Below are 19,276 nucleotides of genomic sequence, written 5' to 3'. Positions count from 1 at the left end.
GGGCGCCGGAGCCGACGGTGTCGGCGTCGGCGTCGGCGTCGGCGACGGCGTCGGCGTGGGCGACGGCGTTCCCTTGGCGCGGGCCGGCCCGTCCGCTCGTTCGATCGAGCCGAGACGCGCCTCGGCGAGCTCGCGGGCCAGCTCGGCCCGTTCCTCTGCGAGTTCGCGAGATGCCCGGCTCAGTACGTCTCGTTCGGCGCTCGAATACTGCGGCGCCGGTTCGACCGGCGGCGTCGCGCACGAGGCGAACGTCAGCGCGGCTCCGACGGCGGCGACCGCCGTGGCGATCGTGCGTTTGGAAAGCTGCCGGTCGCGAGAAGCGGCCTGCCGGGAGACATCCGTCGCCGTCCTTCCCTCGGCGCACGACGACGGCCCGCCTCCTCGTGGGAGACGGGCCGCCGTGGTTCACGCTGAGACGATCACCTCAGCGCGGGATTCAGTACTTGCCGAGGTCCTGCCAGGGACCGTACGGGTCGCCAGGCACCTGGTTGCGCGTCCACCACTTGGCCTTCCAGAGGTGGCCGTTGTAGGCGATGGTCTCGCCGCCCGTGTAGATCCACGAGTCCGTCCACTTCAGGAAGGTGCCCGTGGGCGTCGAGACCGGCGCGCCGACCTCCGACCAGGCGCCCCACGGCGACGACCCGGGGGTCTCGCCAGACGTCCACCACTGCGCCTCGAACACGCGGCCCTGGTAGGAGACGCGGTCGCCGAGGAGGTACACGGCGCCGCGGTTCCAGGCGGGAACCGTCGGCGTCGCGGCGGTGATCGTGACGGGCAGGGTCACGGTCGTGCCCGACGGCGTCGCGACGAGCGTGAGCACGTGCGCACCCGCCGACGTCGAGGCCGGGATGACCGTGCCGACCGTCGCGGCGCCGGCCGTGACCGTCACCGAACCGATCTGCGTGCCGTCGAGCTTCACTTGCAGCGTCGTGTTCGCGGGCGAACCGAGGCTCGTGAGGTCGAGCCCCGCGACCGGGATCGACAGCGCCGTGCCGGCCTGGACCGTTCCAGGAACCTGGGGCACCTGCACCGCCTGGCGGGCGAAGTCGGGTGCGAGGCCCTGGTGCGCCGTCAGGTAGTCGATCCAGGCGTCGCGGTCGATGAGACCCGAGTCGACGGTGCGGGCGCCTTGCTGGAATGCCCAGAAGTTGTCTCCGCCCTGCGCGAGGAACGAGAACGTGCCGATGCGGTACTCGGCCGCCGGGTCGAGCGGCACGCCGTCGATCGTGACCGAGGTGATGTGGTGGTCCATCGCCGCGTTCGGGTCGAACGTGTACGTCACGTTGTCCGAGAGGCCGAGCTGCAGGTACGGGCGCGAACCCGATCCGCTGATCGGCACACCGGCCGCCGTCCGCTGCCACTGCTGCTCGAGCAGCGTCTGGAACTGGGCGCCCGTGAGCGTCGTCGTCCAGAGGTTGTTGAGGAACGGCAGCACGTTGTTCGCCTCGGCGTACGTGATGACCCCGTCGGGCGCGTACAGCAGGTCGGCGCGCAGACCGCCCGGGTTCACGACGCCGATCTCGGCGCCGCCGCGCGAGCTCGACGCGAGCGAGTCGCGCAGCGAGTTCGCGACCAGGTCGCCCAGGGTCGACTCGCTCGCGCGGTCGTCGCGCGAGCCGCCTGCGAACGCCGTCGTGATGTCGGCCGTGACCGACCCGATCGGCTGGTTGCCGATGATGTCGGCCTGGATGAGGGCGGCGTCGACGATCGACTTCACGGCGGCCACGCGCGGGTACGTCGCCGCGAGGGTCGCGTCGTCGGCCGTCGTGCGCGCCACGATCTTCGACGTCGAGCCCGTCACGACGCCGCGGTCGCGGTCGTAGCTGACCGTGACCTCGCCGATCCGCTCGCCGTAGTTGCCGGCCTGCACGACCGGACGGTTCGCGGCCTCGGCGCCCGACACCGGCGCCTGCCAGGCGTACGGCTGGTGGGTGTGGCCGTTGAAGATCACGTCGACCTCGGGCGAGGTCTCGTTCACGATCTTCGCGAACGTCGGGCTTTCGGCGATCTCGGACTCGAGCGTCGAAGCCGCCGTGACGGTGTCGGCGCCCTCGTGGTACTCGGCCACGATGACCTCGGCCTCGCCGTTCGCGACGTTGCCGTCGCTCAGCTGCGCGGCGACGCGGTTGACCGCGTCGACCGGGTCGCCGAAGTCGATCGTCGCGACGCCGCCGGGCGAGACGAGCGACGGCGTCTGCTGGGTGACGGCGCCGATGACGCCGACCTTCACCCCGCCGACGTCGATGATCGCGTACTCGGGCAGCACGGGCGTCGTGGTGCCCTTGGCGTAGACGTTCGCACCGAGGTACGGGAAGTCGACGTCGGGGGCGACGCGGTTCTTCAGGTCGTCGAAGCCCTGGTCGAACTCGTGGTTGCCCACTGCCGAGGCCTTGACTCCGAGCGCGTCGAGGACGTCGAGCGTCGGCTTGTCGCGCTGGCTCGCCGAGGCGAAGAGGGATGCTCCGATGCTGTCGCCCGCCGAGAGGACGGCGACCGCACCGCCCGCGGCTTCGGCCGCAGCGCGCTCCTGCTCGATCGTGCCCGCGAACTTCACCGTGTTGGCGTCGATGCGCCCGTGGAAGTCGTTGAAGTTCAGGAACGTGAGGTCGATCGGGCCGAGGAGGCCGTCGTCGAAGCCGACGACCACGGGGTCGTGGTCGCTCGAACGGTACGGGCCGGTCGCGAAGAAGTTCGTGCCGTGGTAGTTCGCCCGGCTGTACTCGAGCGCGATCGACTCCTCGGCGTTGATCTCCCACACGTCGGCGCCCGTCGCACGGGCGAGCGCGGCTTCGTTGAGGAGCACGTGGTCGAGCGAGCCCGAGAGCCCGTCGAACGAGTACGAGTACTGGCCGGTCGCGAGGGTCTTCGCGGCGTCGGCGTAGCCGGCCGCGTAGAGCACCTGCAGCGGGTCCTCCTCGGTGTACGAGTTGAAGTCGCCGACGAGCGCGACGGCGTCGCCCTCATCGGTCAGCGAGTCGACCCAGTCGCGCAGCGCACCGGCCTGGCGGACGCGCGACTCGTTCGAGGCGCCCTGCCCGTCACCGGCGTCGGCGTCGCCCGGCCACGGACCTGCCGAACCCTTCGACTTGAAGTGGTTGACGCTCACGAAGATCGACTTGCCGCCGCCCACGGGCGCGAACTCCTGGCCGATCGGCTCGCGGGCGTTCTCGAACGCGCCGCCCGAGCCGCTCTGCGTGCCGAGCGCGTGCGATGCGCCGACGCGTTCGACCGCCGCCGGGCGGTAGATGAGCGCGTTCGTGATGACGTCCTGGAGGGAGGTCGAGGGCAGGTCGGCCGACGAGGGCACGTACGCCCACGTGCTGGCGCCCGCAGCGGCGTTGAGCGCCGCCACGAGGGTCTCGAGCGCCTCGTCGGCGTCGCCGTCGACGACGGCCGAGTTCTCGATCTCGAGGAGGCCGACGACATCGGCGTCGAGCGCGTTGATCGCAGCGACGATCTTGCCCTGCTGCGCCGCGAGGTCGCCCGCGTCCCACGCACCGCGCGGCCCGTCACCCGGGCAGGTGTTGACGGTCACGCCGTCACCCGCACGGTCCTTGTACGAGCTGCACCCGCCGTAGTCGACGCCGAGGGTCGTGAAGTAGTTCAGGACGTTGAACGAGGAGACCTCGATGTCGCCGCCGACGCTCTCTGGTGCGGCGGTGCGGGTGTTCGCGAACGAGACCGGCGCGGTGCCGCCCGCGACGAACTGCGCGGTCGGGTTGAGCTTCCACACGTTGTTGCGGAAGTCGACGATGACCGGCGCGTCGAACGTCACCGCGGCGCCGACGCGCACCGGCGCGGTCGTCGAGATGTACGGCGGGGTCAGGCCGGAGTTCGCGGCGTTCAGGAAGTTCGTCGTCGCGCCGTCGTCGAGCACGACCGCACGGGCGGCGTTGTCGGCGACCTGGGCAGCGGCCTCGGCCGAGCCGGCCTCGCCGACCTCGGTCGGCTGGATGAGCGGCTTCGTGCCGGCGGCGAGGCCCACCTCGCCGTACTGGTTCGTCGCGTACGTGTTCGAGACCGTGAAGTCGCCTTCGGGGGCGACGAGCATCGACTCGAGCGACTCGCGCTGGGCGTCACCGGCGGGCCAGCCGACGACGGCGGGCGTCACGGGGGCTGCCGCCGGCAGCTTCTCGAGCCCTGCGGCGTTCGCGACGGTGATTTCGGTGAGCCCGTTGAACTCGCTCACGGCGCCGGTCACGCGCACCGTGTCTCCGACGGCGACCGAAGCGACCGTCGACGACGAGAAGACGAAGATCGCGTCGGACGCGACGTGCGTCGCGAGGTCGATCGCGCCGCCGGTGCCGGGCGTCTGGATGACGTAGCCGTTGAAGCCGCCGGCGGGGTATGCCGCGGTGACGACACCAGTCGTGGTCACGGTCTGCCCGACCTTCGGAGACGCGGCGCCCGTGCCCTGGATCTCGGCAATCGTCAGGGTGCCGGGGTCCGTCGGGTCGGTCGGGTCCGTCGGGTCAGTGGGGTCGGTCGGGTCGGTCGGGTCGGTGGGGTCCGTGGGGTCCGTGGGCGTGCCCGGCTCGGCCGGCGCCGCCGAGTTCAGCGGGGTCGCCGTGCCGACGGTGAAATCGGCACCGTTCTCGCCCGTGTTCGCGTGGGTCGTGCTGCGCGAGATCGAAGTGGCGTTCGACGTCGCGGGGGCGGCAGCGGTGCCGGCCCACGCGCTGACGCCCGAGCCCCAGCCCACGAGGTCGACGACACTCGCGGTCGTCGCGCAGGCCGCGCCGGCGCACGACAGTCGCGTCGTCGAGTTGACGAGGGCGACCTTGGCGCCCGTGCCCGACATCGCTATCGTGCCGGTCGTGTCGGGCGTCGGCAGAGCCGTGAGCGCCGTGTTGCTGCCGAACGCCTCGCCGACGAGGTAGTACCCGCGCGCGGGGATCGATCCGGTCAGGTTGGTCTGCCCGCCTGCCGTCCACGCGCCGGCACTCGACGCGTACTGCACCGACCACCCGGCGAGCGAGACGGGCGCGTCGGTGGGGTTGAAGAGTTCGATGAAGTCCTGGCTGTGTGTGGCTCCGTTGTTGCCGCCACCGCCGTAGACCTCGTTGATGATGACGGGCGAGGTCGGCGACACGGCCGCCATGGCCGGCGCGCCGACCGCGGTCACACCCCCGATCGCGAGAACGGCGGCCGTCAAGCCGCCGAGCAGAGTTCTGGATTGCAGACGCAAGATTCGCTCCCCTTCTGAAGATCCGACCGCCGGATTCCGGCACAGACAGTCGTCAGACTGGCGTGATCTTGCGTCCTGGACAAGAGAAGTATGTGAAGTTGGCGTGAACACTCCGTTTGGAACGGAAAACGTGCTCATCCGAGCAACGTTGGTTGGGACATCCGCTCATTCGTTGCCGCGAAACGCGAAACGCGGCCCGCCCCGGAGAACCGGGACGGGCCGCGAATCAGAGCTGACGCTTAGCGCGCGACCTCGCCGTCGACGTAGTCGTCGTCGTCCGACGAGTTCCACGCGAAGAGCTTGCGGAGCTCGCGGCCCGTGACCTCGATGGGGTGCTGCTCGCCCTTGGCGCGCAGCGCGAGGAACTCGGGTGCGCCGGCATCCTGGTCGGCGATGAAGCGCGTGGCGAACGTGCCGTCCTGGATGTCGGCGAGAACGGCCTTCATGTTCTCTTTCACGCGCGGGTCGATGACGCGCGGGCCCGAGATGTAGTCGCCGTACTCGGCCGTGTCGGAGACCGACCAGCGCTGCTTGGCGATACCGCCCTCCCACATGAGGTCGACGATGAGCTTGAGCTCGTGGAGCACCTCGAAGTAGGCGATCTGCGGCTGGTAGCCCGCCTCGGTGAGGGTCTCGAAGCCGTACTGGACGAGCTGTGACACGCCGCCGCACAGCACGGCCTGCTCACCGAACAGGTCGGTCTCGGTCTCTTCGGTGAACGTCGTCTTGATGACGCCGGCGCGCGTGCCGCCGATCGCCTTCGCGTACGACTTCGCGAGGTCCCACGCCGTGCCCGAGGCATCCTGCTCGACCGCGATGATGTCGGGGATGCCGCGACCCGCGACGAACTCGCGACGCACCGTGTGACCCGGCGCCTTCGGCGCGACGAGGATCACGTCGACGCCCTCGGGCGCCTCGATGTAGCCGAAACGGATGTTGAAGCCGTGGCCGAAGACGAGGGTGTCGCCCGCCTTCAGATTGTCCTTCACGGACTCGGCGTAGATGTGGCGCTGGAACTGGTCGGGCGCGAGGATGACGACGACGTCGGCCCACGCGGCCGCGTCGGCGACGTTCTTGACCTCGAAGCCGGCCTCTTCGGCCTTCTGGGTCGACTTCGACCCGTCCTTCAGGCCGACGACGACCTCGACGCCCGAGTCGCGGAGGTTCTGCGCGTGAGCGTGGCCCTGCGAGCCGTAGCCGATGACGGCGACCTTCTTGCCCTGGATGAGCGAGAGGTCGGCGTCCTTGTCGTAGTAGATCTCAGCCATGTGGTTCTTTCTCCTTGTTTCAGGTCTGCGGTGACGCTGGTTGCGGTTCTGGTGTGTCGGATGTCAGCTGCGGAAGACGCGCTCGGTGATGGACTTGCCGCCGCGGCCGATCGCGAGGAGGCCCGACTGGGCGATCTCCTTGATGCCGTACGGCTCGAGCACCTTGAGGAGCGCCTGCGTCTTGCCCGAGTCGCCCGTGACCTCGATCACGAGCGCGTCGGTCGACACGTCGACGACGCGGGCACGGAAGAGGTTGACGGCCTCGAGCACCTGCGAACGCGTCGTGTTGTCGACGCGCACCTTGATGAGCAGGTGCTCGCGCTGCACCGACTGCGCGGGGTCGAGCTCGACGATCTTGATGACGTTGATGAGCTTGTTGAGCTGCTTCGTCACCTGCTCGAGCGGGAGCTGGTCGACGTCGACGACGACCGTGATTCGGCTGAGGCCGGCGATCTCGGTGTGGCCGACGGCGAGCGACTCGATGTTGAAGCCGCGGCGCGAGAACAGCCCCGCGACGCGCGTGAGCAGGCCGGGCTTGTCCTCGACGAGGAGCGACAGCACGTGGGTCGACATGGTCAGTCCTCCTCGGTGAATGCCGGCGCGTGGTCGCGCGCGTACTGGACGTAGCTGTTGGAGACGCCCTGCGGCACCATCGGCCACACCATGGCGTCGGCCGAGACGACGAAGTCGATCACGACCGGGCGGTCGTTCGTCTCGAGGGCGAGCTTGATCGCCGCATCGACCTCTTCGGCCTTCGTGACGCGGATGCCGAGGGCGCCGTACGCCTCGGCGAGCTTCACGAAGTCGGGCACGCGCGCGGTGTCGTGGCCCGTGTTGAGGTCGGTGTTCGAGTACCGGCCGTCGTAGAAGAGGGTCTGCCACTGCCGCACCATGCCGAGCGACGAGTTGTTGATGATCGCGACCTTGATGGGGATGTCGTTGAGCGTGCAGGTCGCGAGCTCTTGGTTCGTCATCTGGAAGCAGCCGTCGCCGTCGATCGACCACACGACGCGGTCGGGTTCGGCGACCTTGGCGCCCATGGCGGCGGGGACCGAGTAGCCCATTGTGCCCGCACCGCCCGAGTTCAGCCACGAGTTGGGGCGCTCGTACTTGATGAACTGCGCCGCCCACATCTGGTGCTGACCCACGCCCGCGGCGTAGACGCCCTCGGGGCCTGTGAGCTCGCCGATGCGCTGGATCACGTACTGCGGGGCTAGGAGTCCGTCGGAGGTCGGCGAGTAGCCGAGCGGGTACTCGGCGCGGAGCCCGTCGAGGGTCTCCCACCACTCGGTGAGGTCGGCCGAGCCGCTCGCCGACTTGAGTTCGCCGAAGGCGGCCCCGAGGTCGACGAGGACGTCTTTCAAGTCGCCCACGATCGGCACGTCGGCGACGCGGATCTTCGAGATCTCAGCCGGGTCGATGTCGACGTGCACGACCTTCGCGTTCGGCGCGAAGAGCGCCGCCTTGCCCGTGACGCGGTCGTCGAACCGCGCGCCGAGCGCGACGAGGAGGTCAGCCTCCTGCAGGGCGAGCACGGCCGGGACCGTGCCGTGCATGCCCGGCATGCCGAGGTGCTGCGGGTGCGAGTCGGGGAACGCGCCGCGCGCCATGAGGGTCGTCACGACAGGGGCGCCGGTCGACTCGGCCAGGGCGAGGAGCTCTTCGGAGGCGCGGCTGCGGATGACGCCGCCGCCCACGTAGAGCACCGGGCGCTTCGCCTCGGCGATGAGCTGCGCCGCAGCCGCGACCTGCTTGCCGTGCGCCTTCGTGATGGGGCGGTAGCCGGGCAGGTCGACCTTCGGGGGCCAGCGGAAGGGCACCTTGGTCTGCTGCGCGTCCTTCGTGATGTCGACGAGCACGGGGCCGGGGCGGCCCGTCGTCGCGATGTGCACGGCGGCCGCGATCGTCGACGGGATGTCTTCGGCCTTCTTCACGAGGAAGCTGTGCTTCGTGACGGGCATCGTGATGCCGACGATGTCGGCCTCCTGGAATGCGTCGGTGCCCATGAGGTTCGAGAACACCTGGCCGGTGATCGCGAGGAGGGGCACCGAGTCCATGTGCGCGTCGGCGATGGCGGTGACGAGGTTGGTCGCGCCGGGGCCCGACGTCGCGATCGCGACGCCGAGCTTGCCGCTGGATGCCGCGTACCCTTCGGCCGCGTGACCTGCGCCCTGCTCGTGGCGCACGAGGATGTGCCGCAGCTTCTTGCTGTCGAGCAGCGGGTCGTAGACGGGGAGGATGGCTCCGCCCGGCAGGCCGAAGACGTCTTTGATGCCGAGCAGTTCGAGTGTGCGGACGACCGCCTCGGCGCCCGTCAGCTCCTCGGGCACGCCGGAGGGCAGGGTCGCGGGCGATGGCACGGGAGTGGATTCCGTGGTCATTCGATTCCTTCTGGTGACTGGGTATGCGAAAGAGCGCAGCGACTCAGCCCGTGGTGGCGCCTTCTGCGGCGGAACGCACGAGCTTCGAGTACTTCGCGAGGACGCCTCGGGTATAGCGCGGGGGAAGCGGCGCCCAGCCTTCACGGCGGGCGGCCAGCTCGGCCTCCTCGACAAGTAGGTCGATGGACCGGGCCGCGATATCGACCCGAATCAGATCACCATCGCGCACCAAGGCGATCGGACCTGCGTCCACCGCTTCGGGTGCCAGATGGCCGATGCACAGGCCGGTTGTGCCGCCTGAGAATCGACCGTCCGTCAAGAGTAGTACATCTTTTCCGAGGCCCGCGCCCTTGATGGCTGCCGTGATGGCGAGCATCTCGCGCATGCCCGGCCCGCCCTTGGGGCCTTCGTAGCGGATGACGACGACGTCGCCGGCCTTGATCTCGCCGTTCGTGAGCGCGTCCATCGCGCCGCGCTCGCGCTCGAACACGCGCGCGGGGCCCTCGAACACGGCTGCGTCGAACCCGGCCGTCTTGACGACCGCGCCCTCGGGGGCGAGCGACCCGTGGAGGATCGTGAGGCCGCCCGTCTCGTGGATGGGGTCGTCGAGCGTGTGGAGCACCTCGCCGTCGAGGCCCGGAAGGTCGAGCTCTTCGAGGTTCTCGCGCATGGTCTTGCCCGTGACGGTGAGCACGTCGCCGTGGAGCAGGCCCGCGTCGAGGAGCGCCTTCATGAGCACGGGGACGCCGCCGCGGCGGTCGACGTCGTTCATGACGTACTTGCCGAAGGGCTTGAGGTCGCCGATGTGCGGCACCTTCGAGCCGATGCGGTTGAAGTCATCGAGGGTGAGCTCGACCTCGGCCTCGCGCGCGATCGCGAGGAGGTGGAGGACGATGTTCGTCGAGCCGCCGAGGGCCATGCCCACGGCGATGGCGTTCTCGAACGCCTCCTTCGTGAGGATCTGGCGGGCCGTCATGCCGTGCTTCAGGAGGTTCACGACGGCCTCGCCCGAGCGGTGCGCGTAGTAGTCGCGGCGGCGGTCGGCCGACGCGGGCGACGCCGAGCCGGGGAGCGAGAGGCCGAGCGCCTCGGCGACCGAGGCCATGGTGTTGGCGGTGTACATGCCGCCGCACGCGCCCTCGCCGGGCGCGAACGCGCACTCGATGCGCTTTGCGTCGGCCTCGCTCATCTTGCCGGCCTTGACGGCGCCGACCGCTTCGAACGAGTCGATGATCGTGATGTCCTTCTCGGTGCCGTCGGACAGCCGCACCCAGCCGGGCGCGATCGAGCCCGCGTAGAGGAAGACGCTCGCGAGGTCGAGACGCGCGGCCGCCATGAGCATGCCGGGGATCGACTTGTCGCAGCCGGCGAGCAGGACCGAGCCGTCGAGCCGCTCGGCCTGCATGACGACCTCGACCGAGTCGGCGATGACCTCGCGCGACACGAGCGAGAAGTGCATGCCCTCGTGGCCCATCGAGATGCCGTCGGACACGGAGACGGTGCCGAACTGCAGCGGGTAGCCGCCGCCGCCGTGCACGCCCTCTTTCGCGGCCTGCGCGAGGCGGCCGAGCGAGAGGTTGCAGGGGGTGATCTCGTTCCACGAGCTCGCGATGCCGATCTGGGGCTTGTCCCAGTCGGCATCGCCCATGCCGACGGCGCGGAGCATGCCCCGGCTGGTCATGGCTTCGATGCCGTCCGTGACGACGCGGCTGCGCGGTTTGGGGTCGAACTGGGAGGACATGGAGACGAGTCTATGTCCAGCGAGAGGCCCCTCGGCGCGCGCTCGACCTGACCTGCACAAGGAGCTCCAGCAGCTCCGAGACCTCCTCGGGACCGCGCACCCGATGGGCGGCGATCGACTTGCCCTGGCCGACCTTCACGCCGAGGTCGCCGTCGCCCAGCACGGCGAACGCGTCCTCGTCGGTCACGTCATCGCCGAGGTAGAGCACGGCGTCGGCGCCGACATGCTGTCGGAGCCTCGCGAGCGAGTCGCCCTTGTCGCTCGCGCGCACCGCGAACTCGAGAACCGCCTTGCCGGTTCTGGTCGTCACGTCGGGCAGTTCGGATGTCACGAGCTCGCGCACCTCCTGCTGCAACGCGATGCCGTCGTTGGCGGGCATGCGCCGTGTGTGGAGCGCCACCCCGGCGGGCTTCCGCTCGATCCACGCGGCGGGCGAAGCGGCGATCGCGCCTTCGACGAGCTCGGTGAGGCGGCGGAGCCGCGCGAGTTCGGCGTCGCGCAGGTCGACCGTGACGACGCCGGCGTCGAGCTGCAGTTCGACGCCGTGCGAACCGCTGAGGAGCGTTCCCGCGGGCGGGTGCACGACCTCGAGCAGGCTGTCGAGCGCGCGGCCCGACACGATCGCGACGCGCGTCTCGTCGAGCTCGGCGAGCTGCGCGATCGCTCTGCTCGCGCGGTCGGTCGCGCGCGCGTCCTCGGGCCGCTCGACGATGGGGGCGAGGGTGCCGTCGAAGTCGAGGGCGACGAGGAGCCGGTCGACGTCGGCCAGCGCGGCGATGGCGACTTGGAGCGGCTCAGAGATGCCCGCCGCGATCTTGCCCGTGCCCGTGAGCGTCTCGAGGAAGGAAGCCGACCAGTTCGCGACGTCGTTCGTGCGCACGCGCCGGCGGAGCGCGCGCATGCGCCGGGCTCGCTCGCGGTGCGGCATCTCGATCGCCTCGACGATCGCGTCTTTCAGCCCCTCGATGTCGTGCGGGTTCACGAGGACGGCCTGGCGGAGTTCGTCGGATGCCCCGGTGAACTCGCTCAGGACGAGGACGCCGTCGTTGTCGAACCGGCATGCCACATACTCTTTCGCGACAAGGTTCATGCCGTCGCGGAGCGCGGTCACCAGCATGACGTCGGCGGCGAGGTACAGCGCGACCATCTCTTCGCGCGGGTACCCGTGGTGGAGGTACGCGATCGCCTGGTGCCCGAGGGTCGCCTGGTCGCCGTTCAGCCGCCCGACGGTGAGCTCGATCTCGTCGCGGAGCTGGCGGTAGGTCTCGACGCGCTCGCGCGACGGACTCGCGACCTGCACGAGGATCGCGTCCTCGACCTTGAGCCGGCCGTCGCGCAGGAGCTCGCCGAAGGCCTTCATGCGGTGGCGGATGCCCTTCGTGTAGTCGAGGCGGTCGACGCCGAGCATGACGGTCTTCGGGTTGCCGAGGCTCTCGCGGATCTCGCGTGCGCGCGCCTGGATCTCGGGCCTCCGCGCGAGCTCCTCGAAGCCAGCCGAGTCGATCGAGATCGGGAAGTGCCGCGCGACGACGCGGCGCGACTCGCCGTCGCCGGTCGGCACCTCGATCGTCGTGCCGCGGGTCGTGTAGCCGTACAGCCGCCTGACCGCCCGCGCGAAGTTCGAGGCATCCGTCGCCCGTTGGAAGCCGATGACGTCGGCGCCGAGCAGTCCGTCGACGACCTGGCGACGCCACGGCAGCTGCGAGTAGATGCCGTACGCGGGGAACGGGATGTGGTTGAAGAACCCGATGACGAGGTCGGGACGGCTCTCCCGGAGCATCCGCGGAACGAGCTGGAGCTGGTAGTCCTGCACCCACACGACGGCGCCCTCGGCGGCGGCGCGCGCCGCCGCCTCGGCGAAGCGCCGGTTGACGCGCACGTAGGCGTCCCACCACTCGCGGTGGAACGAGGGCGGCGCGATGACGTCGTGGTAGAGCGGCCAGAGGGTGTCGTTCGAGAAGCCTTCGTAGTAGTCCTCGAGCTCCTCCGCCGAGAGCGGCACGGGCACGATCGAGATGCCGTCGTGCTCGAACGGGTCGAACTCGCGGTCGGCGACGCCCGCCCACCCGACCCACGCGCCGTCGGCTTGGCGCATGACGGGCTCGAGCGCCGTCACGAGCCCACCGGGCGAGCTCTTCCACCGCGTCTCGCCGGCCGGCCCCTCGTCGTAGTCGACGGGCAGCCGGTTGGAGACCACGACCATGTCGTAGGCCGCGTCGGGATAGAGGTCAGGTGGTTCGGGGGATTGCGTCATGGCGGTCCTCCTCGCTGGGTTCAGGCTATCGCGCAGCCCCTCACCCGAGGCACCGGCTCCCCGAGACATCCGTCACCCGATCGCGGCCGCCGCGAACCCTGTCGACCGGATGCCTCTGCGCCGCGCGACGACCGCGGCCGTCGCGACGACCGCGCCGATGCCGAAGAGCGCGAGCACGCCCGCCGCTCCCGCGACCTGGCCGCTCGACGCCCCCGCGACGATGCCCTGCATGCCCTCGACCGCCCAAGTCAGCGGGAGCAGCCGGCTGATCGCCTGGAACGGCCCGCTCAGCACCTCGACCGGGTAGAGCCCGCCCGTCGACGCGAGCTGCAATGCCACGAGCACGAGCGACACGAGCGTGCCGGCGCGCCCGAGCGCGGTCTGCAGGAACCCGTGCAGCGCCGTGAACACGAGCGCGAGGAGCGCCGAGAACGCGAGCGTCTGCGGCAGGAGCGTCCACGACACGCCGAGCGCCGTGTGCAGGAGCGCGACGACCGCGGCCGCCTGGGCGAGGGCGATGAGCCCTGTGCGCCAGAGCGCGCGTCCGACGAGGCCGCCGGTCGAGGTCGTGCTGCGGAGCGCGTCGCGCGGGAACGGGCGCAGCACGAGGAAGAGCGCGAGCGCGCCGACCCACAGGCCGATGGGCGCGAACAGCATGCCGATGACCTCGCCCGAGCCGGAGATCTCGTGGTTGCGGGCGGTGTCGACCGTGACGGGCTGCGAGACGACGTCGGCGGTCGTCGCGGCGTCGATGTCGGAGAGGGCGCTCGCGTCCTTCGCGCCCTGCGTGAGCCCGTCGGCGAGCTGCGTCGCGCCGCCCGCGAGATCGGTGGCTCCGGATGCCGCGCTCGACGCGCCTGCCGACAGCTGACCGAGGCCCGTGGCGAGGCCGTCGACGCCCGACGCGAGCGAGGTCGCGCCGTCGCGAAGGCCCGCCGAGCCCGCGGAAAGCTGCGCCGCTCCCCCGGCGAGGTCGGCAATGCCGCCCTGGATGCCGTCGATCGCGCCGCGCGAGGCGGCGGCGAGCTGCTGCCCGCCCGACGCCATGTCGCCGAGCTGGGTGCGGACGCCCTCGATCGTCGCCGAAACGCCGCCGAGCTCGGGGTACTGCGTCAGGAGGTCGGGGTTGTCGGCGAGGATCTGCGCGAGGGTGTCGGAGGCCGGGCCGAGGTACCCGTCGACCGTCGCGACGCCTTGCGCGATGCCGCCCGTGTAGGCGTCCCAGTTGTCCGAGATCTGATCGAGCCCCGCGGCGCCCGTGCTGAGGCCGCCGAGGCCCGAGGCGATGCCGTCGACGCCCGCGGTGTACTGGCGCACGCCGTCGGCGTAGGCCCAGGCGCCGGCCGCGGCATCCGACGCTCCCGTGGCCGCCTGCGAAACGCCTGACGACAGATCGCCGAGCCCCGTCGCGAGCGAACCCGCGCCCGACGACAGCTGCGTCGCGCCGTCGGCGGCCTGCCCGAGCGAGCCGCCCATGCCCGCCAGGTTCGCATAGAACCCCTCGAGGTACTGCGCCGTGAGCTGCTGGCCGAACGTCGCCGTCATGGCCTGGCCGACCGACTGCGCGACGGCGCCCGCGAGGAACCCGTGCGCGTCGTCGGTGCGGATCGAGAGGTCGGCCTTCTGCGGGTCCTCCCCGAGATCGACACGATCGACGAAGAGAAGTCCGACGGGATCGTGAGCACCGCGTAGGCGTCGCCGCGCGCGAGGGCCTGCTCGGCCTCTTCGTCGTTCGAGATCGTCCACGAGAAGCCCGCCGTGTTCGGGCCGGTCAGCTCGGTCACGAGCTGGCGGCCCGCGAGCACGGGCTGCTCGGCGCCGTCTGCGCCCGTCATCGTGACCATCTCGTCGTTGTTGACGACGATCGCGGGGATCGTCTCGAGTCGTTGGTCGGCGCCGCCGAGGGCGCCCGCGACGAGGCCCGCGACGGCGAGCGGCACGAGGATGACGGCGGCGATGAGCACCCCGAAGCGGGTGCGGCGCTGCGCCGCGGTCGTGCCCAGCAAGGACTGGAGTCGGAGCTTGGGGCTCATCGGAGGGCCTCCTCGAGTGCGGGGCTGAGGGTGACGGTTCGGATGCCTCGCGCCGCGAACGCGGCGGCGTGGTGGCCGTGTCCGACGCCGACCACGACGGTCGTGCCGGCGGGGACGAGCCGCGCAGCGGCGGGCCAGAAGGCGGCCTGCTCGGTCGCGGTCTCGTCGTCGAGGTCGAGGACGACGGCGTCGGGGCCTTCGGCGAGCGCGGCGGCGAGTGCGACGAGGGCGCGGTCGCGGGCGCCGAGCGAGCCGATCGCGGCTTCGCGGTCGATGCGGGCGGTGCGGGTGCCTGGCTGGTCGAGTGCCGCGTTGAGCCGCTCGACCCACAGGTCGACTCGGCGGCCGGGCGGGGTGAGCCGGTACCAGGGCCTCGTCGCGTCGACGCGTGCGGCGAGCACTTCGCCGACGGTCGCGCCCGTGCCGGCGTCGGCGGTCGCCTCGGCGACGGCGACGCGGCGCTGCACGCGCCCGGCCGCCGTCGGCAGGGGTTCGCCGAGCACCGCGAGCCGTCCCTCGACGGGGTCGAGGCGGCCCGCGAGGGTCGCGGCGACGACGCGGCGATCGACGGAGGCGCCTTCGACGAGGAGGAGCGCGCCCTCGGGCACATCGAGGTCGAGGGGCCGATGGGCCGCTCGGCGAGGCCGAACACGGCGCCGTCGGCGCGGATCGCGGCCTCGCTGCGGCTCGCCCAGGCGGCCTGGTCGAGGTGCTCGCGGAGCCCCTCGCCCTCGATGTCGACGCTCGGGAGGATCCGCGCGAGCCACTTGGGCAGCCACCACGCGGCCTTTCCGGCGAGCGCCATCGCGGCCGGCACGAGGGTCATCCTGACGAGGAATGCATCGAACGCGACGCCGATCGCGAGCGCGAACGCGATGCCCTTGATGACGCCCGACCCTTCGGGCACGAAGGCGAAGAAGACGAAGAACATGATGAGCGCGGCGGCAGTGACGACGCGCGCGGCGTGCTGGAAGCCGTGGGTGATCGCGCGGCGCGGCTCTTTCGTCTTGACGTACTCTTCGCGCATGCCCGACACGAGGAACACCTCGTAGTCCATCGCGAGACCGAAGAGCACGGCCATAAGGAGGATCGGCAAGAAGCTCAGGATCGGCCCGGGCTCGATGTGCAGGAGGTCGGCGAACCATCCCCACTGGAACACCGCGACGGTCGCGCCGATCGCGCCGAACGCCGACAGGAGGAACCCGACGGCGGCCTTCACAGGCACGAAGACCGAGCGGAACACGATGAGAAGGAGCACGATCGAGAGCCCCACGACGATGAGCGCGAACGGCAGCAGGGCGTCGTTCAGGCGGTTCGAGATGTCGATCGAGACGGCCGTGTAGCCCGTCACGGCGATCGGCGTGCCGAGGTCTTCGGTGATCGACGGCTCGAGCTCGCGGATCTCCTCGACGATGCGCTTGGTCTCGGGGTCGTTGGGCGCGGTCTCGGGGATGACCTGGATGATCGCCGTGTCGACGGTCTCGTTCGGCAGGCCCTCGCCGACGTAGGCGACGCCGTCGAGCGCCGCGAGGCGATCGCGGATGTCGTCGAGGTCGGTGAAGATGTCGGTCGTCTGGGTGATGTCGACGGTGACGACGAGCGGGCCGTTGTAGCCGGGCCCGAAGCCCTCGGCGATCATGTCGTACGCCTTGCGCTCCTGCGTGCCGTGCTCGGCGGTCGCGCCGCTCGGCAGGTTCAGGTCGAGGCTCGCCGCGGGGATCGCGGCGGTGCCGAGCACGCCCGCGACGAGGACGACGGCGACGGCGGGGGCCTTCAGCACGAGGTCGACCCAGCGCCGGCCCATCGTGCGCTTCCCGCCCTCGTCGTCGGCGTTCGCACGGCGGTGGGCTCGGCTGCCGGGCTTCGGCGCGAGCTTGGTGCCTGCGAGCCCCATGATCGCGGGGAGGAGGGTCGTCGCGGCGAGCACGGCGACGAGCACGGCGAACGCCGCGCCGACGCCCATGACCGAGAGGAACGGGATGCCGACGACGAGCAGGCCGAGGAGCGCGATGATGACCGTGAGGCCCGCGAAGACGACGGCGCCGCCCGCCGTCGCGACCGACTCGGCCGCGCTCTCTTCAGGGTCTTGCCCTCTCGCGAGGCCGGTTCTGTGCCGCGACAGGATGAAGAGCGCGTAGTCGATGCCGACCGCGAGCCCGATCATGACGGCGAGCATGGGGGCGGTCGACGAGACGGTCGTGAAGGCCGCGACGAGTGAGATGCCGCCGAAGGCGACGGCGACGCCGACGAGCGCGGTGAGAAGGGGCATCCCGGCCGACAGCAGCGAGCCGAACGTGATGAGCAGCACGACCCCCGCGAACACCACGCCGAACACCTCGGTGATCGAGAGCCCGAAGCTCGTCTCCTGGAACACCTCGCCGCCGAACGCGACGTCCATGCCGGCGTCGGACGCGAGGTCGCCCGTCGCCACGACGTCGGCGATGGAGGCATCCGTGACATCCGACACCTGACCGTCGAACTGGACCTGGATGTAGGCGGTGCGACCGTCGGCCGACACCTGGTCGCCCGCATACTCGTCGAACGGGCCGAGCACGCTCGCGACGCCGTCGACGCCCTCGAGCTGCGTCTCCATCGCGGTGATCGCGTCGCGGTACGGCGCGTCTTCGACGGATGCTCCGTCAGGCGCCTCCACGACGGCCTTCGCCGAGGCGCCCGCCGTCTGGGGGAACACCGCCGCGAGGTGGTCGATGGCCTCTTGAGATTCGGTGCCCGGGATCGCGAACGACTCCTGGAGCTGGCCGCCGAGGCCGAGCCCGACGCCGAGGATCGCGGCGATCGCGACGATCCAGCCGACGAGCACGAGCCAGGCCCGACGGTACGCGAACCGGCCGATGCGGTGGAGAAGAAGTGCCACGGTCGTTCAAGCCTTCCGGTCAGCGGCCCGAGACGGGCGAGAGGAGTTCGAGGAGGACGGTGACGAGCGCGTCGCGCACGCTCGCCTCGTCGGCGTCGGGCAGCGGCTCGCCGAGGAACGTGGCGCCGGCGACGAGCACGTAGGCTGCGCCCGCGAGCGCGACGCCGAAGCGCATCTGCTCGACGACGGGGGCGTCGTCGGCGCAGATCTCGTCGGCGAGGGCGCGGATCGCGGTGCTCGCGCGCTCGGCGATCGGGAGTCCTTGCATGGCCTGCGCGTGGTTCACGAAGACGTACACGGCGAGCCGGTGGCCGAGGAGGAAGTCGACGAAGCGCTCGGCGAACGAGGCTTGCGCGGCGGCGGCGCGGCCGCCCCCGGCGAGCTCGGCGACGAGCGCCTCGAGTTCGACGAGGGTGGGCTCGACGGCGGCTTCGAGCAGCGCCTCCTTCGACCCGTAGTGGTAGAGGACGCTCGACTTCGCGTACCCCGCATGGTCGGCGATCTGCTGGAGCGAGGTGCCCGCGAAGCCGACTGCGGCGAACTGCTCGAGCGCCGCCTGGCGGAGCTCGTCGCTCGCACGCACGCGTGCCGGGACGGTCAGGTCGGAAGGCATGCCCCGACGGTAGCTGACCGATCGGTCGAATCCTGACCGATCGGCCAGATTCAGGGTGGTCTCCCAGGCTTTCTCCCGGCGAGCCGCGCCGACCGGTAGCGTGGCGGCATGCGCAAGTACCTCTTCAGCGGGGCCGTCATCAGTGCGATCTTCAGCGGCATCGGCGTGCTGCGCGCCTCGATCGCGGGCCCTCGCGACTGGCGCCTCCTCCTCGCGTGGGTCGCGTGGGCCGCGAGCCTCGCCATCGCGATCGGCACGGTCGCCGAAGACACCAAGCGCCCCGAGATCGACGGCTGAGCGCGGCCGTCGTTTCGAGCGGATGCCTCGGCGGAGCCCCGCGGACGAACGGCGCCCCGAGGCATCCGAAACCGGAACTTATGCTCCCGTTCCTGCTTACGGCGTGTCAATTGGCACCGACTACGGCGATTCCGACAGACTGAGCGCACGGGCACCCTACCGCCCGACCCGCCCGACCGAGAGGGGCTGCCGATGTTCCGCCGCTGGCGCCGACGAGCGAGGATCGCCGCTGAAGCCGCATCCGCGTCCACCGGTCAGACCGCAGAGCGGGCATCCGCCGCAGACCTTCGCGGCGAGCACATCTTCGAACTCGTGAACCAGAAGCTCGCCGAGTTCATCGGCGGCAACGGGCAGTGGGCGCTCACGCGCCGCACCGAGCGCGACACCGACCGCATCTTCGACGCCGTCGTCACCCACCAGATCGCCGCCGAACTCACGCGCGCGATCCTCGACGAGCGCGAGACGGTCGCCGTCGTCGTGCCCGAGGGCGAAGACACCATGGCGCTCAGCTGGACGCCGGCGCCGCTCGTCGTGTGGGCCGAGCCCGTGCGCGAGGCCGCCGACCTGCCGTCGATCGCGCCGGTCGAGTTCGAGGCGCGCGCGGCGTAGCGGCCCTCCCGACCACG

Annotated in this window: 10 protein-coding genes; 2 read left to right on the top strand and 8 right to left on the bottom strand. The window is 70.9% G+C overall.

The genetic code is table 11. From position 1 onward, the window contains the following. Nucleotides 1–436: 436 nt before the first annotated feature. From ET445_RS10420 to ET445_RS10385, 8 genes are all read right to left on the bottom strand, one after another. On the bottom strand, nt 437–5,101 hold the full coding sequence (locus ET445_RS10420) for an ExeM/NucH family extracellular endonuclease (protein ID WP_208008685.1): 4,665 nt from the start codon (nt 5,099–5,101) through the stop codon (nt 437–439). 326 nt (nt 5,102–5,427) lie between these two features. After that, nucleotides 5,428–6,456 carry a ketol-acid reductoisomerase gene (gene ilvC, locus ET445_RS10415; RefSeq protein WP_129191174.1) on the bottom strand — a complete coding sequence of 343 codons (1,029 nt, stop codon included), beginning with the start codon at nt 6,454–6,456 and terminating at the stop codon, nt 5,428–5,430. Between the two features lie 63 nt (nt 6,457–6,519). Next, on the bottom strand, nt 6,520–7,029 hold the full coding sequence (ilvN, locus tag ET445_RS10410; RefSeq protein ID WP_129191173.1) for an acetolactate synthase small subunit: 510 nt from the start codon (nt 7,027–7,029) through the stop codon (nt 6,520–6,522). Between the two features lie 2 nt (nt 7,030–7,031). Further along, entirely contained in the window at nt 7,032–8,837 is a 1,806-nt protein-coding gene (locus ET445_RS10405) for an acetolactate synthase large subunit (RefSeq protein WP_129191172.1), read from the bottom strand. A gap of 43 nt (nt 8,838–8,880) precedes the next feature. Continuing rightward, a complete protein-coding gene (gene ilvD / locus ET445_RS10400; RefSeq protein ID WP_129191171.1) occupies nt 8,881–10,578 on the bottom strand; it encodes a dihydroxy-acid dehydratase in 1,698 nt (565 codons plus the stop codon). 10 nt (nt 10,579–10,588) lie between these two features. Further along, the gene (locus ET445_RS10395; RefSeq protein ID WP_129191170.1) at nt 10,589–12,832 is read right to left on the bottom strand and encodes a bifunctional alpha,alpha-trehalose-phosphate synthase (UDP-forming)/trehalose-phosphatase; all 2,244 of its coding nucleotides are present in this window, start codon (nt 12,830–12,832) and stop codon (nt 10,589–10,591) included. 72 nt (nt 12,833–12,904) lie between these two features. Then, complete coding sequence (locus tag ET445_RS10390) at nt 12,905–17,740, bottom strand: YhgE/Pip family protein (protein WP_129191169.1); 4,836 nt, start codon at nt 17,738–17,740, stop codon at nt 12,905–12,907. Nucleotides 17,741–17,759: 19 nt separating this feature from the next. Then, entirely contained in the window at nt 17,760–18,353 is a 594-nt protein-coding gene (locus ET445_RS10385) for a TetR/AcrR family transcriptional regulator (RefSeq protein WP_129191168.1), read from the bottom strand. Nucleotides 18,354–18,461: 108 nt separating this feature from the next. Here ET445_RS10385 and ET445_RS10380 point away from each other — a divergent pair, with 108 nt between their 5' ends. After that, entirely contained in the window at nt 18,462–18,650 is a 189-nt protein-coding gene (locus tag ET445_RS10380; RefSeq protein WP_129191167.1) for a hypothetical protein, read from the top strand. Nucleotides 18,651–18,842: 192 nt separating this feature from the next. Beyond that, nucleotides 18,843–19,259 carry a hypothetical protein gene (locus tag ET445_RS10375; protein WP_129191166.1) on the top strand — a complete coding sequence of 139 codons (417 nt, stop codon included), beginning with the start codon at nt 18,843–18,845 and terminating at the stop codon, nt 19,257–19,259. Nucleotides 19,260–19,276: the final 17 nt, after the last annotated feature.

It is taken from the genome of Agromyces protaetiae (assembly GCF_004135405.1).
Lineage (GTDB): Bacteria > Actinomycetota > Actinomycetes > Actinomycetales > Microbacteriaceae > Agromyces > Agromyces protaetiae.
The sequence above is the reverse complement of the archived record's forward strand: the minus strand, read 5'-3'. Positions and strand labels throughout refer to the sequence as shown.